Annotated in this window: 16 protein-coding genes; 7 read left to right on the top strand and 9 right to left on the bottom strand. The window is 71.3% G+C overall.

Translation table 11 applies throughout. The features are described 5' to 3' along the window. Positions 1-13: 13 nt before the first annotated feature. Complete coding sequence (locus AC3A5R_RS06815) at positions 14-337, bottom strand: hypothetical protein (protein WP_487619971.1); 324 nt, start codon at positions 335-337, stop codon at positions 14-16. A 230-nt stretch (positions 338-567) separates the two neighbouring features. Here AC3A5R_RS06815 and AC3A5R_RS06810 point away from each other — a divergent pair, with 230 nt between their 5' ends. The 4 genes from AC3A5R_RS06810 (at position 568) to AC3A5R_RS06795 (ending at position 3,718) form a co-directional block, all read left to right on the top strand. Next, the gene (locus AC3A5R_RS06810) at positions 568-1,182 is read left to right on the top strand and encodes a hypothetical protein (protein ID WP_487619970.1); all 615 of its coding nucleotides are present in this window, start codon (positions 568-570) and stop codon (positions 1,180-1,182) included. Between the two features lie 449 nt (positions 1,183-1,631). Further along, positions 1,632-1,904 (top strand): hypothetical protein, encoded by a 273-nt coding sequence (locus tag AC3A5R_RS06805; protein ID WP_487619969.1) that lies wholly within the window; start codon positions 1,632-1,634, stop codon positions 1,902-1,904. Between the two features lie 181 nt (positions 1,905-2,085). Beyond that, complete coding sequence (locus AC3A5R_RS06800) at positions 2,086-2,706, top strand: DUF47 domain-containing protein (protein WP_487619968.1); 621 nt, start codon at positions 2,086-2,088, stop codon at positions 2,704-2,706. Between the two features lie 7 nt (positions 2,707-2,713). After that, positions 2,714-3,718 carry an anion permease gene (locus tag AC3A5R_RS06795; protein ID WP_487619967.1) on the top strand — a complete coding sequence of 335 codons (1,005 nt, stop codon included), beginning with the start codon at positions 2,714-2,716 and terminating at the stop codon, positions 3,716-3,718. Positions 3,719-3,849: 131 nt separating this feature from the next. On the opposite strand, the gene pstB is transcribed toward AC3A5R_RS06795, so the two are convergent. From pstB to mshD, 7 genes are all read right to left on the bottom strand, one after another. Next, complete coding sequence (pstB, locus tag AC3A5R_RS06790) at positions 3,850-4,626, bottom strand: phosphate ABC transporter ATP-binding protein PstB (protein ID WP_487619966.1); 777 nt, start codon at positions 4,624-4,626, stop codon at positions 3,850-3,852. 20 nt (positions 4,627-4,646) lie between these two features. Continuing rightward, entirely contained in the window at positions 4,647-5,606 is a 960-nt protein-coding gene (pstA, locus tag AC3A5R_RS06785; protein ID WP_487619965.1) for a phosphate ABC transporter permease PstA, read from the bottom strand. Next, on the bottom strand, positions 5,603-6,610 hold the full coding sequence (gene pstC, locus AC3A5R_RS06780) for a phosphate ABC transporter permease subunit PstC (RefSeq protein ID WP_487619964.1): 1,008 nt from the start codon (positions 6,608-6,610) through the stop codon (positions 5,603-5,605). Before pstC ends, pstA begins: the two co-directional genes overlap by 4 nt. Before the next feature lie 121 nt (positions 6,611-6,731). Further along, positions 6,732-7,859 (bottom strand): phosphate ABC transporter substrate-binding protein PstS, encoded by a 1,128-nt coding sequence (gene pstS, locus AC3A5R_RS06775; RefSeq protein ID WP_487619963.1) that lies wholly within the window; start codon positions 7,857-7,859, stop codon positions 6,732-6,734. A 265-nt stretch (positions 7,860-8,124) separates the two neighbouring features. Next, positions 8,125-9,075 (bottom strand): NUDIX hydrolase, encoded by a 951-nt coding sequence (locus tag AC3A5R_RS06770; RefSeq protein WP_487619962.1) that lies wholly within the window; start codon positions 9,073-9,075, stop codon positions 8,125-8,127. A gap of 64 nt (positions 9,076-9,139) precedes the next feature. Next, on the bottom strand, positions 9,140-11,488 hold the full coding sequence (locus AC3A5R_RS06765) for an RNA degradosome polyphosphate kinase (protein ID WP_487619961.1): 2,349 nt from the start codon (positions 11,486-11,488) through the stop codon (positions 9,140-9,142). Positions 11,489-11,603: 115 nt separating this feature from the next. After that, positions 11,604-12,539 (bottom strand): mycothiol synthase, encoded by a 936-nt coding sequence (gene mshD / locus AC3A5R_RS06760; RefSeq protein ID WP_487619960.1) that lies wholly within the window; start codon positions 12,537-12,539, stop codon positions 11,604-11,606. A gap of 164 nt (positions 12,540-12,703) precedes the next feature. On the opposite strand from mshD, the gene AC3A5R_RS06755 reads away from it, so the two are divergent. After that, on the top strand, positions 12,704-14,500 hold the full coding sequence (locus tag AC3A5R_RS06755; RefSeq protein WP_487619959.1) for a bifunctional metallophosphatase/5'-nucleotidase: 1,797 nt from the start codon (positions 12,704-12,706) through the stop codon (positions 14,498-14,500). Between the two features lie 158 nt (positions 14,501-14,658). Here the strand turns inward: AC3A5R_RS06755 and AC3A5R_RS06750 are convergent, their stop codons facing one another. Further along, a complete protein-coding gene (locus AC3A5R_RS06750) occupies positions 14,659-15,363 on the bottom strand; it encodes a response regulator transcription factor (protein ID WP_487619958.1) in 705 nt (234 codons plus the stop codon). 66 nt (positions 15,364-15,429) lie between these two features. Here AC3A5R_RS06750 and AC3A5R_RS06745 point away from each other — a divergent pair, with 66 nt between their 5' ends. Together AC3A5R_RS06745 and AC3A5R_RS06740 are read left to right on the top strand one after the other, a co-directional pair. Next, positions 15,430-15,756, top strand: a complete 327-nt coding sequence (locus AC3A5R_RS06745; RefSeq protein WP_487619957.1) for a MoaD/ThiS family protein — start codon at positions 15,430-15,432, stop codon at positions 15,754-15,756. 6 nt (positions 15,757-15,762) lie between these two features. Next, the gene (locus AC3A5R_RS06740; RefSeq protein WP_487619956.1) at positions 15,763-16,608 is read left to right on the top strand and encodes a hypothetical protein; all 846 of its coding nucleotides are present in this window, start codon (positions 15,763-15,765) and stop codon (positions 16,606-16,608) included. Positions 16,609-16,627 lie beyond the last annotated feature (19 nt).

The raw sequence follows: 16,627 nt of genomic DNA, 5'->3' as shown, positions 1-16,627 counted from the left end.
ACGCGGGCCGTGGTCAGGCCGGGCGGTGCAGCACCGCACCGCCAGGTGCCACGGTCAGCCTCCCCTCGCCCGTGCCGACGACCTCGCCGTCGACGATCAGTGAGCGGCCCGCCGGGTCGCGCGGCGGGAAGACGAGCGTCACGGTCGGCCGGTCGGCGACGATCCCCGTGGCGGTGCTCCCGACCCGGTCGACGACGAGTACCCCGACCTGCTCCGGGTCGGGCGTGACCCGCACCGCCAGCACGTGCGGACGCTCCCGGCCCTGCGCCACGAGGAACGCGTAGTCGTAGTCGCCGAGGGCCCGTGGCAGGTCCGCGGGCTCCACCCTGATGCTCATGGCCACCTCCGGTCCGGTCGGACGCCGCGCGCGTCGTCTTCGTCGGATCCTCCCGCTCCAACGACCGGGTGACCAGAGTGCGCCCCACTTGGGTAGGCACTGTGTAGGGCCCCTCGGCGACGCCGGCTCGGCCAATCGGCCCAGGCCCGGGTGGTTCTGACCGTGAGCCGCCCGGGCCGACCGGCCGGATCGTCCACCGCGCCGTCGGCGAGGAGGGTTAGCCTGCCGGGATGAGCGATGGCGAGCACCGCAGCAACCCGCGCCGCCCGGCCTTCTTCAGCCCCGCGGCGCTCGAGGCCCACGGACCGGCCTACGACCCGACCGAGGCGATCCTCGTCGCGCACGAGACCGCCCGCGCCCTCGTCCACGCCGGGCGCGCCGCCGCCGACCCTGCCGTCACCACCAAGCTCGTCGCGCTCGTCGACGACATCGGCCTGTCCACCCTCGCCGAGCTGTGGTCGCAGCGCCCGGCGCGCAGTCTCCCCGGGGCCCTGTGGCGGCTCTACGTGCTCCGCGAGTGGGTGCAACGCGCCCCCGACGACGCCAGCCGCGAGTACGCCGCCGGCATCCGCTTCACCGGCCCGAACCACGCCGTCGCCGGGGCCGCCGAACCGCCCGGCCCGCAGGAGATGAGCCGGCTCGTCGACGAGGTCCTCCGCGGCGTCTTCGAGGGCGACCTCGCGGTGGCCCTCGAGCGCGCTGCGGCGTTCTGCCGCGTCGTGGCCGCCGGGCGGGCCGACATCGGTACGGGCGACGAGAGCGCCGAGCAGGCGGCCAACGTCCTGGCGATGGGTGAGGACCTCGCCGCCGGGGCTCGGCTCTGGCGGGCCGACACCCTCGACTGAGCCGCCTCGCGTGGGCACCGAGAGGCGGGCCCGTCACTGGTCACGTCGCCGGTGACGTCGCAGCGCGATGCCGTCGCAGATGCGGTCGCGGTGTCCACGGATCGACGCGGTTTCTTTGGACTTCGCCGCGGACGCGCCTATCCTTGAACCGCGTCGGGCCGCGGTAGCCCCGGGTCCCAAAATCCGCCGCTACGAGCGGCCCAGTGCCGAGAGGCGCTCCCGGCCCGACGTCACACCCGCTCCGGCCGACCCGCCGGACGGGCACGGCCGCAGCGGGTGGCCGCCCCGGTACTCACACCGGTGGTCACGCTCGTCCTCCCGCTCGGGACCCCGATTTCGCGGCCCGCGGCCCCGGGGTGATGATGCTCGGTGTGGCTCCACCCGCACCCCTTGCATCTCGTCCCTGCCTTCCACGCCCCGCGCGCGCCGTCCGGTTCTACGCTGGGCGCATGACGCCCGAGGAGGAGCGGTCCTCAGACCTGCTCGATGTCGCCCTCAGGGACGAGATCGAGCTCGTCTCGGACCTCGTCGTGGCCGCCTCGGGCAGCCCGCGTCACTTCACCCCGGCTGAGGTCGACGAGCTTCTCGGCATCGGTGAGGACGCCTGCGTCGACGCCACCTCGGCGCCGGATCCCGCTGCGGCAGCAGGGGACTCGCTTCCCGGCATCCCCCAGGCGCCCGGTTCGGTCGTCGGCGACGCGGCCGCTCGGCAGGACGACTGACCCGTCCCCCGGGCGCTCGCGGTGCCTGTCCGGCCGGGCCACACGCCGCTACCCGCGGGTAGGGGAGCGTCGGGCGTCCGAACACAGGGTGAACGTCCGGTGGAGCCTCGATTGCGTCGCTTGTCGCCGTTGCCCGTAGCATCGTCCCCGGACCAGCCCCCGATTCGACCGGAGCACCCCCGTGGGTTTTCGCCTCACACCCCAGGACACGAGCTTTTTCTCCCTCTTCACCTCTTCGGCACAACTCCTCGTCGAGGCGACCCGGGAGCTGACCCGCTTCCTCGAGGTCGAACCGGCGAAGCGCCAGGAGGTCGCCGACCGGCTCAAGGAGCTCGAGCACTCCGCCGACGACGCGACGCACGAGCTCATCAACAAGGTGAACAGCTCGTTCATCACGCCCTTCGACCGCGAGGACATCCACAACCTCGCCGCGTCGCTCGACGACTGCATGGACCTCATCGAGGAGACCGCCGACCTCATCGTGCTCTACCGGGTCGGTGAGTTCCCCGAGGGCCTCGTGGACCAGTTCGAGATCCTCGCGCGGATGGCCGAGGTCACCGCCGAGGCGATGCCGCGCCTGCGCTCGCTGCAGGACCTCAAGAGCTACTGGATCGAGATCAACCGTCTCGAGAACCAGGCCGACTCGCTGCATCGCACCATGGTCGCGAACCTCTTCAACAACTCCGTCGACCCGGTCACCATCATCAAGGTCAAGGCCATCGTCGACGGCTTCGAGAACGCGGCCGACGCGTTCGAGAAGGTCGCGCACGTGGTCGAAGGCATCGCGGTCAAGGAGTCCTGACCCTCTGATGGACACCACCGTCCCCCTCTTCGGCGTGGTCGCGGTCATCGCGCTCGCCATGGGCTTCAACTACACCAACGGCTTCCACGACGCCGCCAACGCCATCGCGACGTCGGTCTCGACGCGCGCGCTGACCCCGCGCGTCGCGCTCGTCATGGCCGCGGTCGCCAACCTCTTCGGTGCGTTCTTCGGACAGAAGGTGGCCGCGACGATCGGTAGCGGCATCATCGCCCAGCCCACCGGTGTCAACGGTCTCTGGCTCGTGGCCGCGGCCCTCGTCGGCGCCACCGGCTGGAACCTGCTGACGTGGTGGTTCGGCCTGCCGTCGAGCTCCTCGCACGCCCTCATCGGCGGCCTCGCCGGGGCGGCTCTCGTCGCGGGCGTCGCGGTCCAGTGGTCCGTCATCTGGAGCAAGGTCGTCATCCCGATGGTCCTGTCGCCGATCATCGGCCTGGTCGTCGGCTACCTCGTCATGGCGGCGATCCTGTGGCTCTTCCGCCGGTCCAACCCCGGACGCGTCACCCGCGGCTTCCGCCTCGCCCAGACGGCCTCGGCCGCCGCGATGGCCTTCGGCCACGGCCTGCAGGACGCCGCGAAGACCGCCGGTGTCGTCGTGCTCGCCCTGACGATCGCGGGCTACCACACCGGCCCCACGGTCCCGCTGTGGGTGCTCGTGCTCTCGGCCATCGTCATCTCGCTCGGCACGTACGCCGGCGGCTGGCGCATCATGCGCACCCTCGGCCGTCGCATCATCGACCTCGGGCCCCCGCAGGGCTTCGCGGCCGAGACGACCGCCGCGTCCATCCTCTACGTGGCCGGCCTCGCGTTCGGGGCCCCCATCTCGACGACGCACACCATCACCTCGGCGATCATGGGCGTCGGCGCGACCAAGAGCGTGCGAGCCGTCCGCTGGAACGTCGCCGGCAACATCGTCGGGGCGTGGTTCCTCACCTTCCCCGGTGCCGGGCTCGCAGCCGTCCTCGTCTGGTACGCCACCGCGATCTTCCGCTGACCACCCCAACAGAGCAATCGAAAGAGCAGTCCGTCCCGGGCCGACGTGAGGTCACCTCACGGCGAGACGGGGACGGACTGCTCTTTCGATTGCAGGGGCACGAACCGCTCTGTCGATTTCCGGGGGAGGGCTCAGCCGAAGCGGCCGGAGATGTAGTCCTCGGTGGCCTGCTCGGTCGGGTTGTTGAAGATCCGGGTCGTGTCGTCGATCTCGATGAGTCGACCCGGCTCGCCCGTCGCCTTGAGGTTGAAGAAGGCCGTGCGGTCCGAGACGCGCGCCGCCTGCTGCATGTTGTGCGTGACGATGACGATCGTGTAGTCGCTCTTGAGGTCGTTGATGAGGTCCTCGATGGCGAGCGTCGAGATCGGGTCGAGCGCCGAGCACGGCTCGTCCATGAGCAGCACCTGCGGCTGCACGGCGATGGCGCGGGCGATGCAGAGACGCTGTTGCTGGCCGCCGGAGAGGCCCGCGCCGGGCTTGCCCAGACGGTCCTTGACCTCGTTCCAGAGGTTGGCGCCCTTGAGCGAGCTCTCGACGATGCCGTCGAGGGTCTTCTTGTTCCTCACGCCGTTGAGACGCAGGCCGGCCGCGACGTTGTCGTAGATCGACATCGTCGGGAACGGGTTGGGGCGCTGGAACACCATGCCGACGGTGCGACGCACCGCCACGGGGTCCATCGACGAGGCGTAGAGGTCCTGGTCGTCGAGCATGACCTTGCCCTCGACGCGTCCGCCGGGGATCACCTCGTGCATCCGGTTGAGGGTGCGCAGGAAGGTCGACTTGCCGCAGCCCGAGGGGCCGATGAACGCCGTGACGGACCGGGGCTCGACCGTCATCGAGACGCCCTCGACGGCCTTGAAGCCGCCGTAGTAGACGTTGAGGTCGCTGACGTCGATTCGCTTTGCCATGTCAGGGGATTCGCTTTCTCTTACTTCTTGACCGAGCCGAAGTGCGCGATGAGCCGGCCGATGACGTTGAGCATCAGGACGAGGAGGATCAGCGTCAGGGCCGTGCCCCACATCCGCTCAGCCGCGGGGGCGAGGGCGAGGTCGCCACGGTCCTGGTTGATCATCATGGGCAGGGTGGGGAAGTTGCCGTTGAACAGGTCGCGCTGGAAGTTCTTGGTGTACGGGGCGAGGATCAGCAGCGGGGCCGTCTCGCCCATGACACGGGCGACACCGAGCAGGACGCCGGTGACGATGCCGGAGAACGCGGTGCGGAGCACGACCCGCACGACCGTGACCCACTTGGGCACGCCCAGCGCGTACGACGCCTCGCGCAGCTCGTTCGGGACGAGCTTGAGCATCTCCTCGGTGGAGCGCACGATCACCGGGATCATGAGCAGCACCAGGGCGAGCGAGGCGGCGACGCCCGAGCGGTCGATCCCGAAGGTCGTGACCCAGACGGCGTAGATGAACAGGGCCGCGACGATCGAGGGGATGCCCGAGAGGATGTCGACGGTGAAGCTGATCATGCGCGCGAACCAGCCGCGGCCGTACTCGACGAGGTAGACGGCGGTGAGGATGCCGATCGGCACGGCGATGAGCGCGGTGAAGCCGACCATCTCCAGGGTGCCCTCGATGGCGTGACGCGCGCCGCCGCCGACGTCGTCGGAGTTGATGTTGCGCTGGTTGCCGGTCCACCACACCGACGTGGTGAGCATGTGCGCACCCTTGATGACGACCGTGCCGAGGATCCACACGAGCGGCACCATGGCGAGCAGGAAGGCGCCCCACATGACGACCCGGGCCACCCCGTCCTTGACGGCGCGGGCCCGGTGCGGGTTGCTCATCTCGCGCAGGGCCTCGCGGCCGCGCTTGCCCCCGGGCGGGGTGGTGTCGGTGTCGGCACCGTCGACGGGGCCGCGGTTCTCGGTCACCGTACTCATTCGCTGAAGGCCTTCCTGCGCTCGATGACGACGCGGGCGATGCTGTTGACGACGAAGGTCAGCACGAACAGCACGAGACCGGCCGCGATGTACGCGCCGGTCTTGCTCGGGTTGCTGAACTCGGCGGCGTTGTTGGCGATCTTCGAGGCGAACGTCTCGCCGCCGTTGAAGAGCGAGAAGGTCCAGTCGGTGCCGTCGGCCAGCGCCGACACGAGGAAGGTCACGGCGATGGTCTCGCCGAGCGCACGGCCCAGGGCGAGCATCGCGGCCGAGATGACGCCGGGGCGCCCGAAGGGCAGCACCGCGGTGCGGATCATCTCCCACTGGGTCGCGCCGAGGGCGAGCGCGCCCTCCTTGTGCGTGACCGGCGTCTGGGCGAAGACCTCGCGCGAGAGGGCCGTGACGATGGGCAGGACCATGATCGACAGGACGATGCCGATGAAGAAGATCGTGCCGCCGGAGATGCCGGTCGGCGAGAAGAGGGGGAACCAGCCGAGGGCGCTCTCGATCCACGTCTGCACGGGCTTCCACACCGGGAAGAACACGATGAGGCCCCAGAGGCCGTAGACGATCGAGGGCACCGCGGCCAGCAGGTCGACGAGCGTCGCCGCGGGCCGGCGCAGCCAGGCCGGCGAGTACTGCGTCAGGAACAGGGCCACGGCCACGCCGACGGGCACCGCGATGCACATCGCGATCGTCGAGGCGGCGACCGTGGTCCAGAGGAACTCGAGGATGCCGAAGGCGGGCTTGTCGCCGCCCGGCGCCCAGACGCGGCTCGTCAGGAAGCTCGCGTTGTTGTTGACCAGGGCCGGGACGGCCTGGACGACGAGGAACACCGCGATGAGGGTCACGATGGCGATGACGATGAAGCCGGACAGCGTCGCGGCGCCGCCGAAGACGCGGTCACCGAGGCGTCCGGTGGAGGCTCGGTCCGCCTCGAGGGGGGCTCGCCCGTCGGGGCCTGGCATCTCGTCTGTGGCGGATACGCCCGTCACGCTCGACATGTGGGGCCTTCCTGCTCGGGGTCTATCGGGTGGTGCCTGGTGCCGATGGTGGCACCGATGCTGGTAACCGGGTCAGGGGCGGACGCCGCGTGCGGCGTCCGCCCCTGTGCGGTCCGGTGGGTCAGGCGATGGCGTCGACAGCCGTCTTGACCTTGGCCGAGACCTCGGCGGGCAGCGGCGCGTAGCCCTTCGTCTCGAGGTCCTTCTGGACCGCGTCGGAGGCGAAGGTCTTGAGGAAGGCCTTGACCTTCTTGCCCGTCTCGGCGTCGGCGTACTTCGAGCAGACGACCTCGTAGGTGACGAGGACGATCGGGTAGGCCCCGGCCTCCTTCGTCGCGTAGTCGATCTTGAGCGCGAGGTTGTTGCCGGTGCCGGTCTGCTTGGCGGTGGCGATCGTCTTGCCGGCCGACTCGGCGGTCAGCTCGACCGGGCCGGAGCCGGTGTCGATCTGGGCCATCGGCAGCTGGTTCTGCTGGGCGTAGGACAGCTCGACGTAGGTGATGGCGCCGTCCTGGCCCTTCGTCGCGGTGGCGACGCCGGCCGACTTCTCCTTGCCCTCGCCCTTGCCGGTCCACTTCTTGCCCGGGTCGTAGCTCCAGGCCTCGGGCGCGGCGGCCTTGAGGTACTTGGTGAAGTTCTCGGTCGTGCCCGACTCGTCGGAGCGGAAGTAGACCTTGATCGGGGTCGACGGGAGCGTGACGCCCTTGTTGAGCGCGGCGATGGCCGGGTCGTTCCAGGCCGTGATCTTGCCGTCGAAGATCTTCGCGGCGACGTCGGCGTTGAGGACGAGCTTGTCGACGCCCTTGACGTTGTAGGCGATCGCGATCGGGCCGGTGACCATCGGCAGGTTCCAGGCCTCGGAGCCGCAGGCCTGCTTGGCCGCGTCGGCCTCGACGACGCCGTCCTTCGGCTCGGTCTTGAGCGACGAGTCGGAGCCGGCGAAGTCGACCTGCTTGGCGATGAACTGCTTGATGCCGGCACCGGAGCCGGTGGGCTGGTAGTCGATGTTGGCGTCGGCGCAGGCGCTCTGGTAGGCCTTGATCGCCTCGTCGATGGCGTTCTTCTGGGCCGAGGAGCCCTCCGCCTTGAGGTCGCCGCTGAAGCAGTCGCCGGAGGCGGTCGAGCCGCCGGCTGCACCGGTCGAACCGGCGCCGGGAGCGGCACCGTTGTTCTCGGACGCGCAGGCCGAGAGCGCAAGGGCCCCGGACAGGGCGATGGCGCCGAGGGCGCTGATACGCGAAACAGACACGAGTGTGATCCCTCTCGATGGGACGGTCTTGGTGGCCGGGCGGGCGCTGCCGTCCGACGGTGAATGACGTTTCATCCACCGCGAAGGTAGGTCTGCAGGGTGTCCGTTCCCCCACGTCCGGTTAACTCCGGGTGAACGAGGGGCGACGTCTTGGGGGCGGCGGTCGCCTCGGGATGCGGGACGGCCCGCGCCCGCCGACGATGGAGGGTTCGGCCGGGCGTCAGCAGCGATGGCGGTGCCCTGGGCGTGGCCCGCGGAGCCGACGTCAGGTGTCGATGCGCTCGACGTCGACGACCCGCGCGTCCGGTCCGGCTCCGGCGACATGGCACACGAGCACCTCGCCCTTGTGCATGGACTTGGCGCCGGCCTCGGCGAGGTGCTGACGCATGAGGTCGGCGTCGGGGCTCGTCGCGTCGACGGCCTCGGCGAGGCGCGCGAGGAGGGTGGGCAGCACGGGGCCGTGGCTGCAGAGCGCCGCCGGCCGGGCCTTGCGCAGCAGCTTGTCCAGCTCGTGGCAGGCCCCCGACGGGTCGTCCTCGAAACCCTCCTCCGAGAGCGAGTCGCGGGTGCGCAACCGCAGGCCGGCCCGAGCCGCGTACGGCTCGACGGTCTCGACGCAGCGCGCGCTCGAGGAGCTGACGACGCGGCGCACCCCGTAGGCGCCGAGGACGGCGGCGACGTCGAGGGCCTGGGCCCGCCCCACGGCGTCGAGCGGGCGGTCGCGGTCGTCGGAGGCCCACCGGCTGCGTGGTCGGGCCTTGGTGTGGCGCACGAGCGCGAGCGGCCACGTCGCGAGCTGCTCGGCGCGGTCGAGGCGCACGAGGGCGAGCAGCTGGTCGCGGTCGCGGGCGTAGTCGAGCCGGCTATGCGCTGTGGGCACGTCGACCCAGGCCACCTCGTCGATCTCGTGGAGCAGGTGCCCGTCACCGCCGGTGACCTCGGCCGCCCAGTAGTGCACCTGCTTGGTCGCGGGCCCGCCCGTCGGGTCGAGCACGGCGTACTCGGCCGTCGGCAGCGAGGGCCCGAGGCGCACCACGAGCCCGGTCTCCTCGAAGGTCTCGCGCACCGCCGCGACGCACGGGTGCTCGCCCGGGTCGAGCTTGCCCTTGGCCCAGCTCCAGTCGTCGTACTTCGGCCGGTGCACGAGCGCGACCTCGACCTGACCATCGGCGCGGCGCCACGGCAGGGTGCCGGCGGCGGGGATCACGGAGGCCACCCGCGTCAGCCTGCCAGACGCGTCGGGCCCACGGGGGCAGGCACGGCACGGACCCGCGGCGTCGTCAGCGTCGCCGCGCCTTGCGTCGACGCTTGTCGTGCCGCTCGATGAGGGTGGCCTGGAGGTCGTCGAGGGGTTCGCCCTCCTCGTTCTGGTGGTGGCGCACCCAGCGGCCGTCCGACCCGAGGTCCCAGCGCGAGGTCGTCTCGGCGAACGCGAGGTCGATGAGGTCGGCGAGCTCGATCACGTGGCCGGGGTCGGTGATGCGCACGATCGCCTCGACGCGTCGGTCGAGGTTGCGGTGCATCATGTCGGCGCTGCCGATGTAGACCTGCGGGTCGCCGCCGTGGTCGAACCAGAAGACGCGTGAGTGCTCGAGGAACCGACCGAGGATGGAGCGCACCCGGATCGTCTCCGAGAGCCCCTCGACCCCGGGGCGCAGGGCGCAGATGCCGCGGACCCACACGTCGACGCGGACCCCGGCCATGCTCGCCCGGTAGAGCGCGTCGATGAGGGCCTCGTCGACCATGGCGTTCGCCTTGATGACGATGCGGCCCGGCCGGGCGTCCTCGCCACGTGAGCGGTGGATCTCGATCTCCTGCTCGACGAGGTCGACGAGCCCGGAGCGCACGGTGCGCGGCGCGACGAGCAGGCGCTTGAACTTGCTGCGCGGCGCGAAGCCGGAGAGCAGGTTGAAGAGGCGCGAGAGGTCCTCGCCGACCTGCGGGTCGGTGGTGAAGAGGCCGAAGTCCTCGTAGACGCGGGCCGTCTTCGGGTTGTAGTTGCCGGTGCCGATGTGGCAGTAGCGCACGAGCCCCTCGGGCTCCTGGCGCACGACGAGGCACAGCTTGGCGTGGGTCTTGAGGCCGACGACGCCGTAGACGACGTGCACGCCCGCCTCCTCCAGCTTGCGGGCCCAGCTGATGTTGTTGACCTCGTCGAAGCGGGCCTTGATCTCGACGACGGCCAGCACCTGCTTGCCGGCCTCGGCGGCGTCGATGAGGGCGTCGATGATGGGGGAGTCGCCCGACGTGCGGTAGAGCGTCTGCTTGATCGCGAGGACCTTCGGGTCGTTCGCGGCCTGCTCGATGAAGGCCTGCACCGACGTCGAGAACGAGTGGTACGGGTGCTGGACGAGGACGTCCTTCTGGCGCACCGCCGCGAGCAGGTCGATGGCCTTGGCGCTCTCGGTCGGGGCGAAGTCCGGGTGGGTGCGCGGGAAGAACTTCGGGAACTCGAGGTCGCTGCGATCGACGTCGGCGATGGTGAACAGGCCGCGTAGGTCGAGCGGCGTCGGCAGCCGGTAGATCTCGCGGTCGCTGATCTGCAGCTCGCGACTGAGCATGTCGAGGACCTTGGGGTCGATGTCCTCCTCGACCTCGAGGCGGATCGGCGGCCCGAACCGTCGACGCGTCAGCTCCTTCTCGAGCGCGGTGAGGAGGTTCTCGGCGTCGTCCTCCTCGACCTCGAGGTCCTCGTTGCGGGTGACGCGGAAGGAGAAGTGCTCCTGCACGAGCATCCCGGGGAAGAGCTGGTCGAGGTGGCTGGCGATGACGTCCTCGAGCGGCACGAACCGCTTGCGCTCGACCTCGGAGTCGATGTCCTCCTCGACGAGGATGAACCGCGGCAGGCTCGGCGGCACCTTGACCCGCGCGAAGTGCTCGGACCCGGTCTTCGGGTTCTGCAGGAGGACAGCGAGGTTGAGCGACAGCCCGGAGATGTAGGGGAACGGGTGTGCGGGGTCGACGGCGAGCGGCGTCAGGACCGGGAAGACGCGGTCGGCGAAGAAGAAGTGCAGCGGCTCGCGCTCCTCCTCGTCGAGCTCGTCCCAGCGGACGATGGTGATGCCCTGCTCCTCGAGCTCGGGGCGCACCTCGTGCTGGAAGACGGCCGCGTGCTGGAGCATCAGCTCGTGCGCGAGGCGTGCGATCCGTTCGAGGAGCTCGCGCGGCTCGAGCCCGGCGGCCGTGCGCACGGCCAGGCCGGTGGCGATGCGGCGCTTGAGGCCGGCGACGCGCACCATGAAGTGCTCGTCGAGGTTGTTGGCGAAGATCGCGAGGAAGCGGGTGCGCTCGAGCAGCGGGACAGCCGGGTCCATCGCGAGCTGGAGCACGCGCTCGTTGAACTGCAGCCACGACAGCTCGCGCTCGAGGTAGCGGTCCGCGGGCAGCTCGTCCTGCGCCTCGTCGGTCGTGGGCACCCCGACGAAGCGACCGTTGGCGGCCCGGGCCGGGATGCGGCGGGCGTGGACGGTGCTGGTGAACGAGCTGACCTCGGCGCCCTCGACGAAGGTCTCCTGCCCCTCGCGAGCGACCTCCGCGACCTGCTCGTGGGCCTGCTCAGAGGCCTGCCCAGAGGCCTGCTCAGGGGCCTGCTCGGCGACGTCGGTGGGGGTGAGGCTGCCGGTGCTCATGCGTTCATCGTGGCACCGTTCGGCCACGCCCGGGTGAACTCGTCCCAGCCGTCGGGCACCCCACGCGTGCCGGGGCGGGGAACGCCCGTGGCCTCCTCCCGACGGTGCCGACGCGTCAGGGGCGCGCGAACTGTCGGTGCACCTCGACGTCCTCGAACCCGAGGCCACGGTAGGTGCGCACGGCCGCGGTGTTCTCCTCGTCGACGTAGAGGACGACGCGTGACAGGCCGAGCGAGCGCAGGTGGTCCAGGCCGAGGACGGTGACGGCCCGGCCGAGTCCCTCGCCCTGGTGCTCGGGGGACACGGCGACGACGTACACCTCGCCGACGTCGCCGTCCGGCGGGTCGACCTTGGTCCAGTGCGAGGCGACGAGTCGGTCGGGGTCGGCGGCCTCGACGACGAGCAGCAGCCCGTCGGGGTCCCACCACGGCTCGGCCGTGCGCTGGTCGAGGTCGACGCGGGTCAGGGAGCCCTGCTCGGGGTGGTGGGCGAAGGCGGCGGCGTTGAGGGCGAGCCACGCGTCCTCGTCGCGTCCGGGCTGGAAGCGTCGCACGGTGTACCGCTCGGGCACGACCGCCGCGGGCCAGCGGGGCCCCTCGGCGAGCGAGCGACCCATGACGTGCAGCGAGCGCACGGGGTGCAGGCCGCGGGCCGTCGCGAAAGCGACCGCGGCCTCGCCCGCCGGACCCGACGCGTGGCTCCACACCCGCACGTCGGGCGGGAGCGCGCTGAGCAGGAGGGTGCCGACGCCGTGGCGCCGGGCCGCCGGCGCGACGACGAGCTCGGCCGACGGCGGCTCGCCCGCCGCGCCGTCGCGCACCTGCGCGTAGCCGACGACGCGTCCGTCCTCGCGGGCCACGATGTGCCGGACGCCCACGGCGCCCGCCGAGGATCCCGCGCGCAGCGCGAGCCGGAACTGCTCCGACAGCGGCTCGAACCCGTCGGCGGACGCGGCGTCGACGGCGACGGCGAGGGACGCCGCGACGTCGGGAGCCTGCAGGGGGTCGGACGCGTCGTGGACGGTCACGTCGAGGTCGGCCGGGTCCGTCATGGGGCCGATTCCACCACACACCGGGCGGCCCGACGACGGAGCCGGGGACGAATGCCGCAGTTCCCAAAGCGTTGGGCGCCAACGGCCCCGAGGGCGGCTCCCGCGCACTACAGTCCGTCGCGTGCCCCCGGGCACGCCACGTCACAGCCAGACAAGGGGAGACGATGTCTCGTTCCACTCGCCGCGCCCTGGGTGTCGCCGTCGCAGGTGTCTGCGCCGCGGCCCTGGCGGCCCCGGCCCTCGCGTCGCCCGCCGGCAACCCCGGCAAGGGCAACCCGCAGGGTCCGCTGCTCAAGATCCAGATCCTGTCGTTCAACGACTTCCACGGCAACCTTGAGCCCCCGAGCGGCTCCAGCGGCCGGCTCCAGACCGGTCCCGCGTCGACGCAGACCACCGACGTCGGGGGCGTCGAGTACCTCGCGACGCACCTCAAGGCCGCCCGCGTGGGCCACGACAAGACCGTCACGGTCGCCGCCGGCGACATGGTCGGGGCCTCCCCGCTCCTGTCGGCAGCCTTCCACGACGAGCCGACCGTCGAGGCGCTCAACTCCCTCGGCCTCGAGGCCACCTCCGTCGGCAACCACGAGTTCGACGAGGGCTACAAGGAGCTCCAGCGCCTCCAGAACGGTGGCTGCATCGACGACGGCGCCGGCGCGAACAACCAGAACTCCTGCCCCGACCACACGTTCACGGGCGCGAAGTTCCAGTACCTCGCGGCCAACGTCGTCGAGAAGGCCACGGGCAAGACGATCCTGCCGCCGTACTGGGTCAAGAACTTCAACGGCGCCAAGATCGGCTTCATCGGCATGACCCTCAAGGACACGCCGACCATCGTCACCGCCTCCGGCGTCGCGGGCCTGCAGTTCAACGACGAGGTCGAGACCGCCAACGCGCTCGTGCCCGTCCTGAAGGCGCAGGGCGTCAACGCCATCGTCGTGCTCGTGCACCAGGGTGGCACCCCGCCGGCCAACACGCCCTACGACTACACCTGCAAGGGCGGCGGCAGCCTGTCGGCCGACTCGCCGATCATCCCGATCGTCAAGAACCTCGACCCGGCCATCGACATGGTCATCTCGGGTCACACGCACCAGCCGTACGTGTGCGCGATCCCGGACTCCAACGGCGTCCCGCGCCTCGTCACGTCGGCCTCCTCGTTCGGCCGTCTCTACAACGACACCGAGGTCACCTACGACCGTCGTACGTCCGACATCGTCCGCCCCACCGAGGCCGACTCCACGAACAACCTCGTGACGCGCACCGTCGCCGCCGACCCGGCCCAGACGAAGCTCATCGCGCACTACAAGGACCTCGTCAAGGCCATCGCGAGCAAGGTCATCGGCACGATCTCGGCCGACATCGTCCGGACCCAGAGCCCGGCCGGAGAGTCCCCGCTCGGTGACCTCATCGCCGACGCCCAGCTGGCCGACCCGTCGGTCGTCACGGGCGGCCAGACGCCGGTCGTCGCCTTCATGAACCCCGGCGGCATCCGCACCGACCTCACCTACGCCAGCTCGAAGTACGGCGAGGCCCCCGGCGCCATCACCTACGAGGAGGCGTTCAACGTCCAGCCGTTCAACAACTACCTCGTGTCGATGAACCTCACCGGCCAGCAGATCTACGACGTCCTCAACCAGCAGCGCACCGGCAAGAACGCGGGTACGTCCTCGGTGAAGATGCTCCAGATCAGCAAGGGCTTCACGTACACGTGGAGCACCGCGACCCAGCAGGTCGTCGACGGTACGGTCGCGATCAACGGCACGCCGGTCAGCAAGACGGCGTCCTACCGCATCGTCACGAACAACTTCCTGTCCGACGGCGGCGACAACTTCCCCGCCTTCCAGGGCGGCACGGCCAAGTTCTTCGGTGGGCTCGACATCGACGCCTTCGCGAACTACCTGTCCCTGCCGGCGAACGCGAACTACGCGCCCCTCCCGCCGACGCGCATCAGCGTGGCTCCCTGACGGCAGCAAGGCACGACGCACGACGCGTGGCCCGGACTCCCCAGCGGGGATCCGGGCCACGCCCGCGTCCGGGCCGGGCCAGGGAGCCGGACGCGCCAGAAGGAGCGGGACTCGTCGGGTAGTGCCAGGACGCGTCGAGAGCCCGACGCGCGGTGCGCTCAGGCGTCGGCGGTCTGCGAGGCCGGCGCCTCGGGGCGGTCGGGCACGAGGCGGTAGCCGACGTTGCGGACCGTGCCGATGAGGGCCTCGTGGTCGGGGCCGAGCTTGGCGCGCAGCCGGCGCACGTGGACGTCGACCGTGCGCGTGCCGCCGTAGTAGTCGTAGCCCCAGACCTCCTGGAGCAGCTGGGCGCGGGTGAACACGCGTCCGGGGTGCTGCGCGAGGTACTTGAGCAGCTCGAACTCCTTGTACGTGAGGTCGAGCGGCTGCCCGCGGAACCGGGCCGAGTAGCTGGACTCGTCGATGACGAGCTCGCCGGAGGTGATCGGCAGGTCGAGGTCGGCGTCGTCGTCCTGGCCCTTGGTCATCGCGAGCCTCAGGCGGGCGTCGACCTCGGCCGGGCCGGCGGAGTCGAGGATCACGTCGTCGAGGCCCCACTCGGCCGTGAGACCAGCAAGGCCGCCCTCGGTGAGGACGGCCAGGAGCGGGGTGCCGATGCCGGTGGTGCGGAGCACCCGGCACAGCGACCGGGCACTCGCCAGCTCCCGTCGGGCATCGACGAGCACGACGTCGCAGTCCGGTGCATCGACGAGGGCCGTGGCCTCGGCGGGCAGGATACGGACCGTGTGGCTGAGCAGCCCGAGCGCGGGCAGTACCTCGGCGCTCGGGGCGAGCGCGTTGGTGAGCAGCAGCAGGCGGGCCATCTCATGCAGGATAGGCGAGACTGGTCGGGCCCGGACCGAACGGCATGAACGATGAGACGGAGTCCGATGACCGCCAGCCACAGCTCCCAGGCGCCCGCCGACGCCCCCGGCGGGAGGCCTGCCAACGCGTCCGACACGTCCGGTGCGCAGGCGGCATCCGGGGTGACGGTGCGGTACTGGGCGGCAGCGCGCGCCGCCGCCGGCGCGGACTCCGACGTCCAGTCCGGCGACACGGTGGGTGCGGTGGTCGACGCCGCGGTCGCCGCGCACCCGGGCCTCGAGCGCGTCGCCCGTGTCGCGACCTTCCTGCTCGACGGGCGCAAGGTCGGCCGCGAGGTCCCCGTCGCGCCCGGAGCGACGGTCGAGGTGCTGCCCCCGTTCGCCGGCGGGTGATGCACAATGGCCCCCGTGCCCGACGACCCCACGGCCGCCAAGCCGGCCGACGGACCCACCTCCGCTGACCCCGGCGGCCGGTCCGAGGGCTCGCTGCACGTCCCGATCTCGCCGGTCGGCGCCGACCGGGTCCGCTGGGTCGCCGTCGGGGTGACGCTGGTCGGCTCGCTCGCGCTGCTCCCCGCGTTCGCCGCGGGCTACGGCCCCACCCTCGGCATCACCCTCGTGCTCGCGCTCGTCCTGGCGTGGGGCTGGCCGGTGCTGTCCGGCTCGGCGACCCCCGACGCCACCTCGGTGGTCCTCGCACTCTCGGCGGTGGCGGTGGTGCTGAGCGCCGTGCGCGACGACCTGCGATGGGTCGCCGCGGCCGTGGCGTTCGGCATCCTCCTGTCGTTCACGGCACAGCTGCTGCGACGCACCGGGCGTGAGGGCCTCGTCCTGACGCTCCTGTCCTCCTTCGGGGGCCTGGCGGTCATCGCCTCGGGCACGACGGCCGTCGTCGCGGCCGACGCCGGTCGTGGTCGTGCGGTCGCCGTGGTGGCGATGGCGGCGGTCGCCGCCGCCCTGCTCGCCGACGCCGTGACCTCCGTGCGGGCCGCCGCCCCGGCCCTGGGTCTCGTGGCGCTGGTGGCCGCCTCGGCCGTCGCGATGCTCGTGTCGACGCGCGTCGACGAGGTGGGTCTCGCCGGCGCGTTCGGCATCGGCGCGGCCGTGGGGACGGTGTCGTGGTCCTTCCGCCGCGTGCTCGCGCTCGAGCCGGCGATGATGACGCTGCGCGGGCAGGTGGGCGCGGGGGCCGGCTCGGTCCTCGCCGTCGGCGCGGTCGTGCACCTCTTCGCCGTCTTCTCCTGACGCCCCCAACCGTCGAGAG

The sequence above is a fragment of the Intrasporangium sp. Soil_C_50 genome (genome assembly GCF_057656595.1).
Note: the sequence above shows the minus strand (reverse complement) of the source record. Positions and strands in the feature narration are given on the sequence as shown.

Bases quoted from the DNA above. Each gene is read 5' to 3' on its own strand.
- AC3A5R_RS06745 (WP_487619957.1), top strand. From the start codon at position 15,430: ATGACCGCCAGCCACAGCTCCCAGGCGCCCGCCGACGCCCCCGGCGGG.
- AC3A5R_RS06810 (WP_487619970.1), top strand. From the start codon at position 568: ATGAGCGATGGCGAGCACCGCAGCAACCCGCGCCGCCCGGCCTTCTTC.
- AC3A5R_RS06795 (WP_487619967.1), top strand. From the start codon at position 2,714: ATGGACACCACCGTCCCCCTCTTCGGCGTGGTCGCGGTCATCGCGCTC.
- AC3A5R_RS06765 (WP_487619961.1), bottom strand. From the start codon at position 11,488: ATGAGCACCGGCAGCCTCACCCCCACCGACGTCGCCGAGCAGGCCCCT.
- pstB (WP_487619966.1), bottom strand. From the start codon at position 4,626: ATGGCAAAGCGAATCGACGTCAGCGACCTCAACGTCTACTACGGCGGC.
- AC3A5R_RS06815 (WP_487619971.1), bottom strand. From the start codon at position 337: ATGAGCATCAGGGTGGAGCCCGCGGACCTGCCACGGGCCCTCGGCGAC.
- mshD (WP_487619960.1), bottom strand. From the start codon at position 12,539: ATGACGGACCCGGCCGACCTCGACGTGACCGTCCACGACGCGTCCGAC.
- AC3A5R_RS06755 (WP_487619959.1), top strand. From the start codon at position 12,704: ATGTCTCGTTCCACTCGCCGCGCCCTGGGTGTCGCCGTCGCAGGTGTC.
- AC3A5R_RS06805 (WP_487619969.1), top strand. From the start codon at position 1,632: ATGACGCCCGAGGAGGAGCGGTCCTCAGACCTGCTCGATGTCGCCCTC.
- AC3A5R_RS06740 (WP_487619956.1), top strand. From the start codon at position 15,763: ATGGCCCCCGTGCCCGACGACCCCACGGCCGCCAAGCCGGCCGACGGA.
- pstC (WP_487619964.1), bottom strand. From the start codon at position 6,610: ATGTCGAGCGTGACGGGCGTATCCGCCACAGACGAGATGCCAGGCCCC.
- pstA (WP_487619965.1), bottom strand. From the start codon at position 5,606: ATGAGTACGGTGACCGAGAACCGCGGCCCCGTCGACGGTGCCGACACC.
- AC3A5R_RS06750 (WP_487619958.1), bottom strand. From the start codon at position 15,363: ATGGCCCGCCTGCTGCTGCTCACCAACGCGCTCGCCCCGAGCGCCGAG.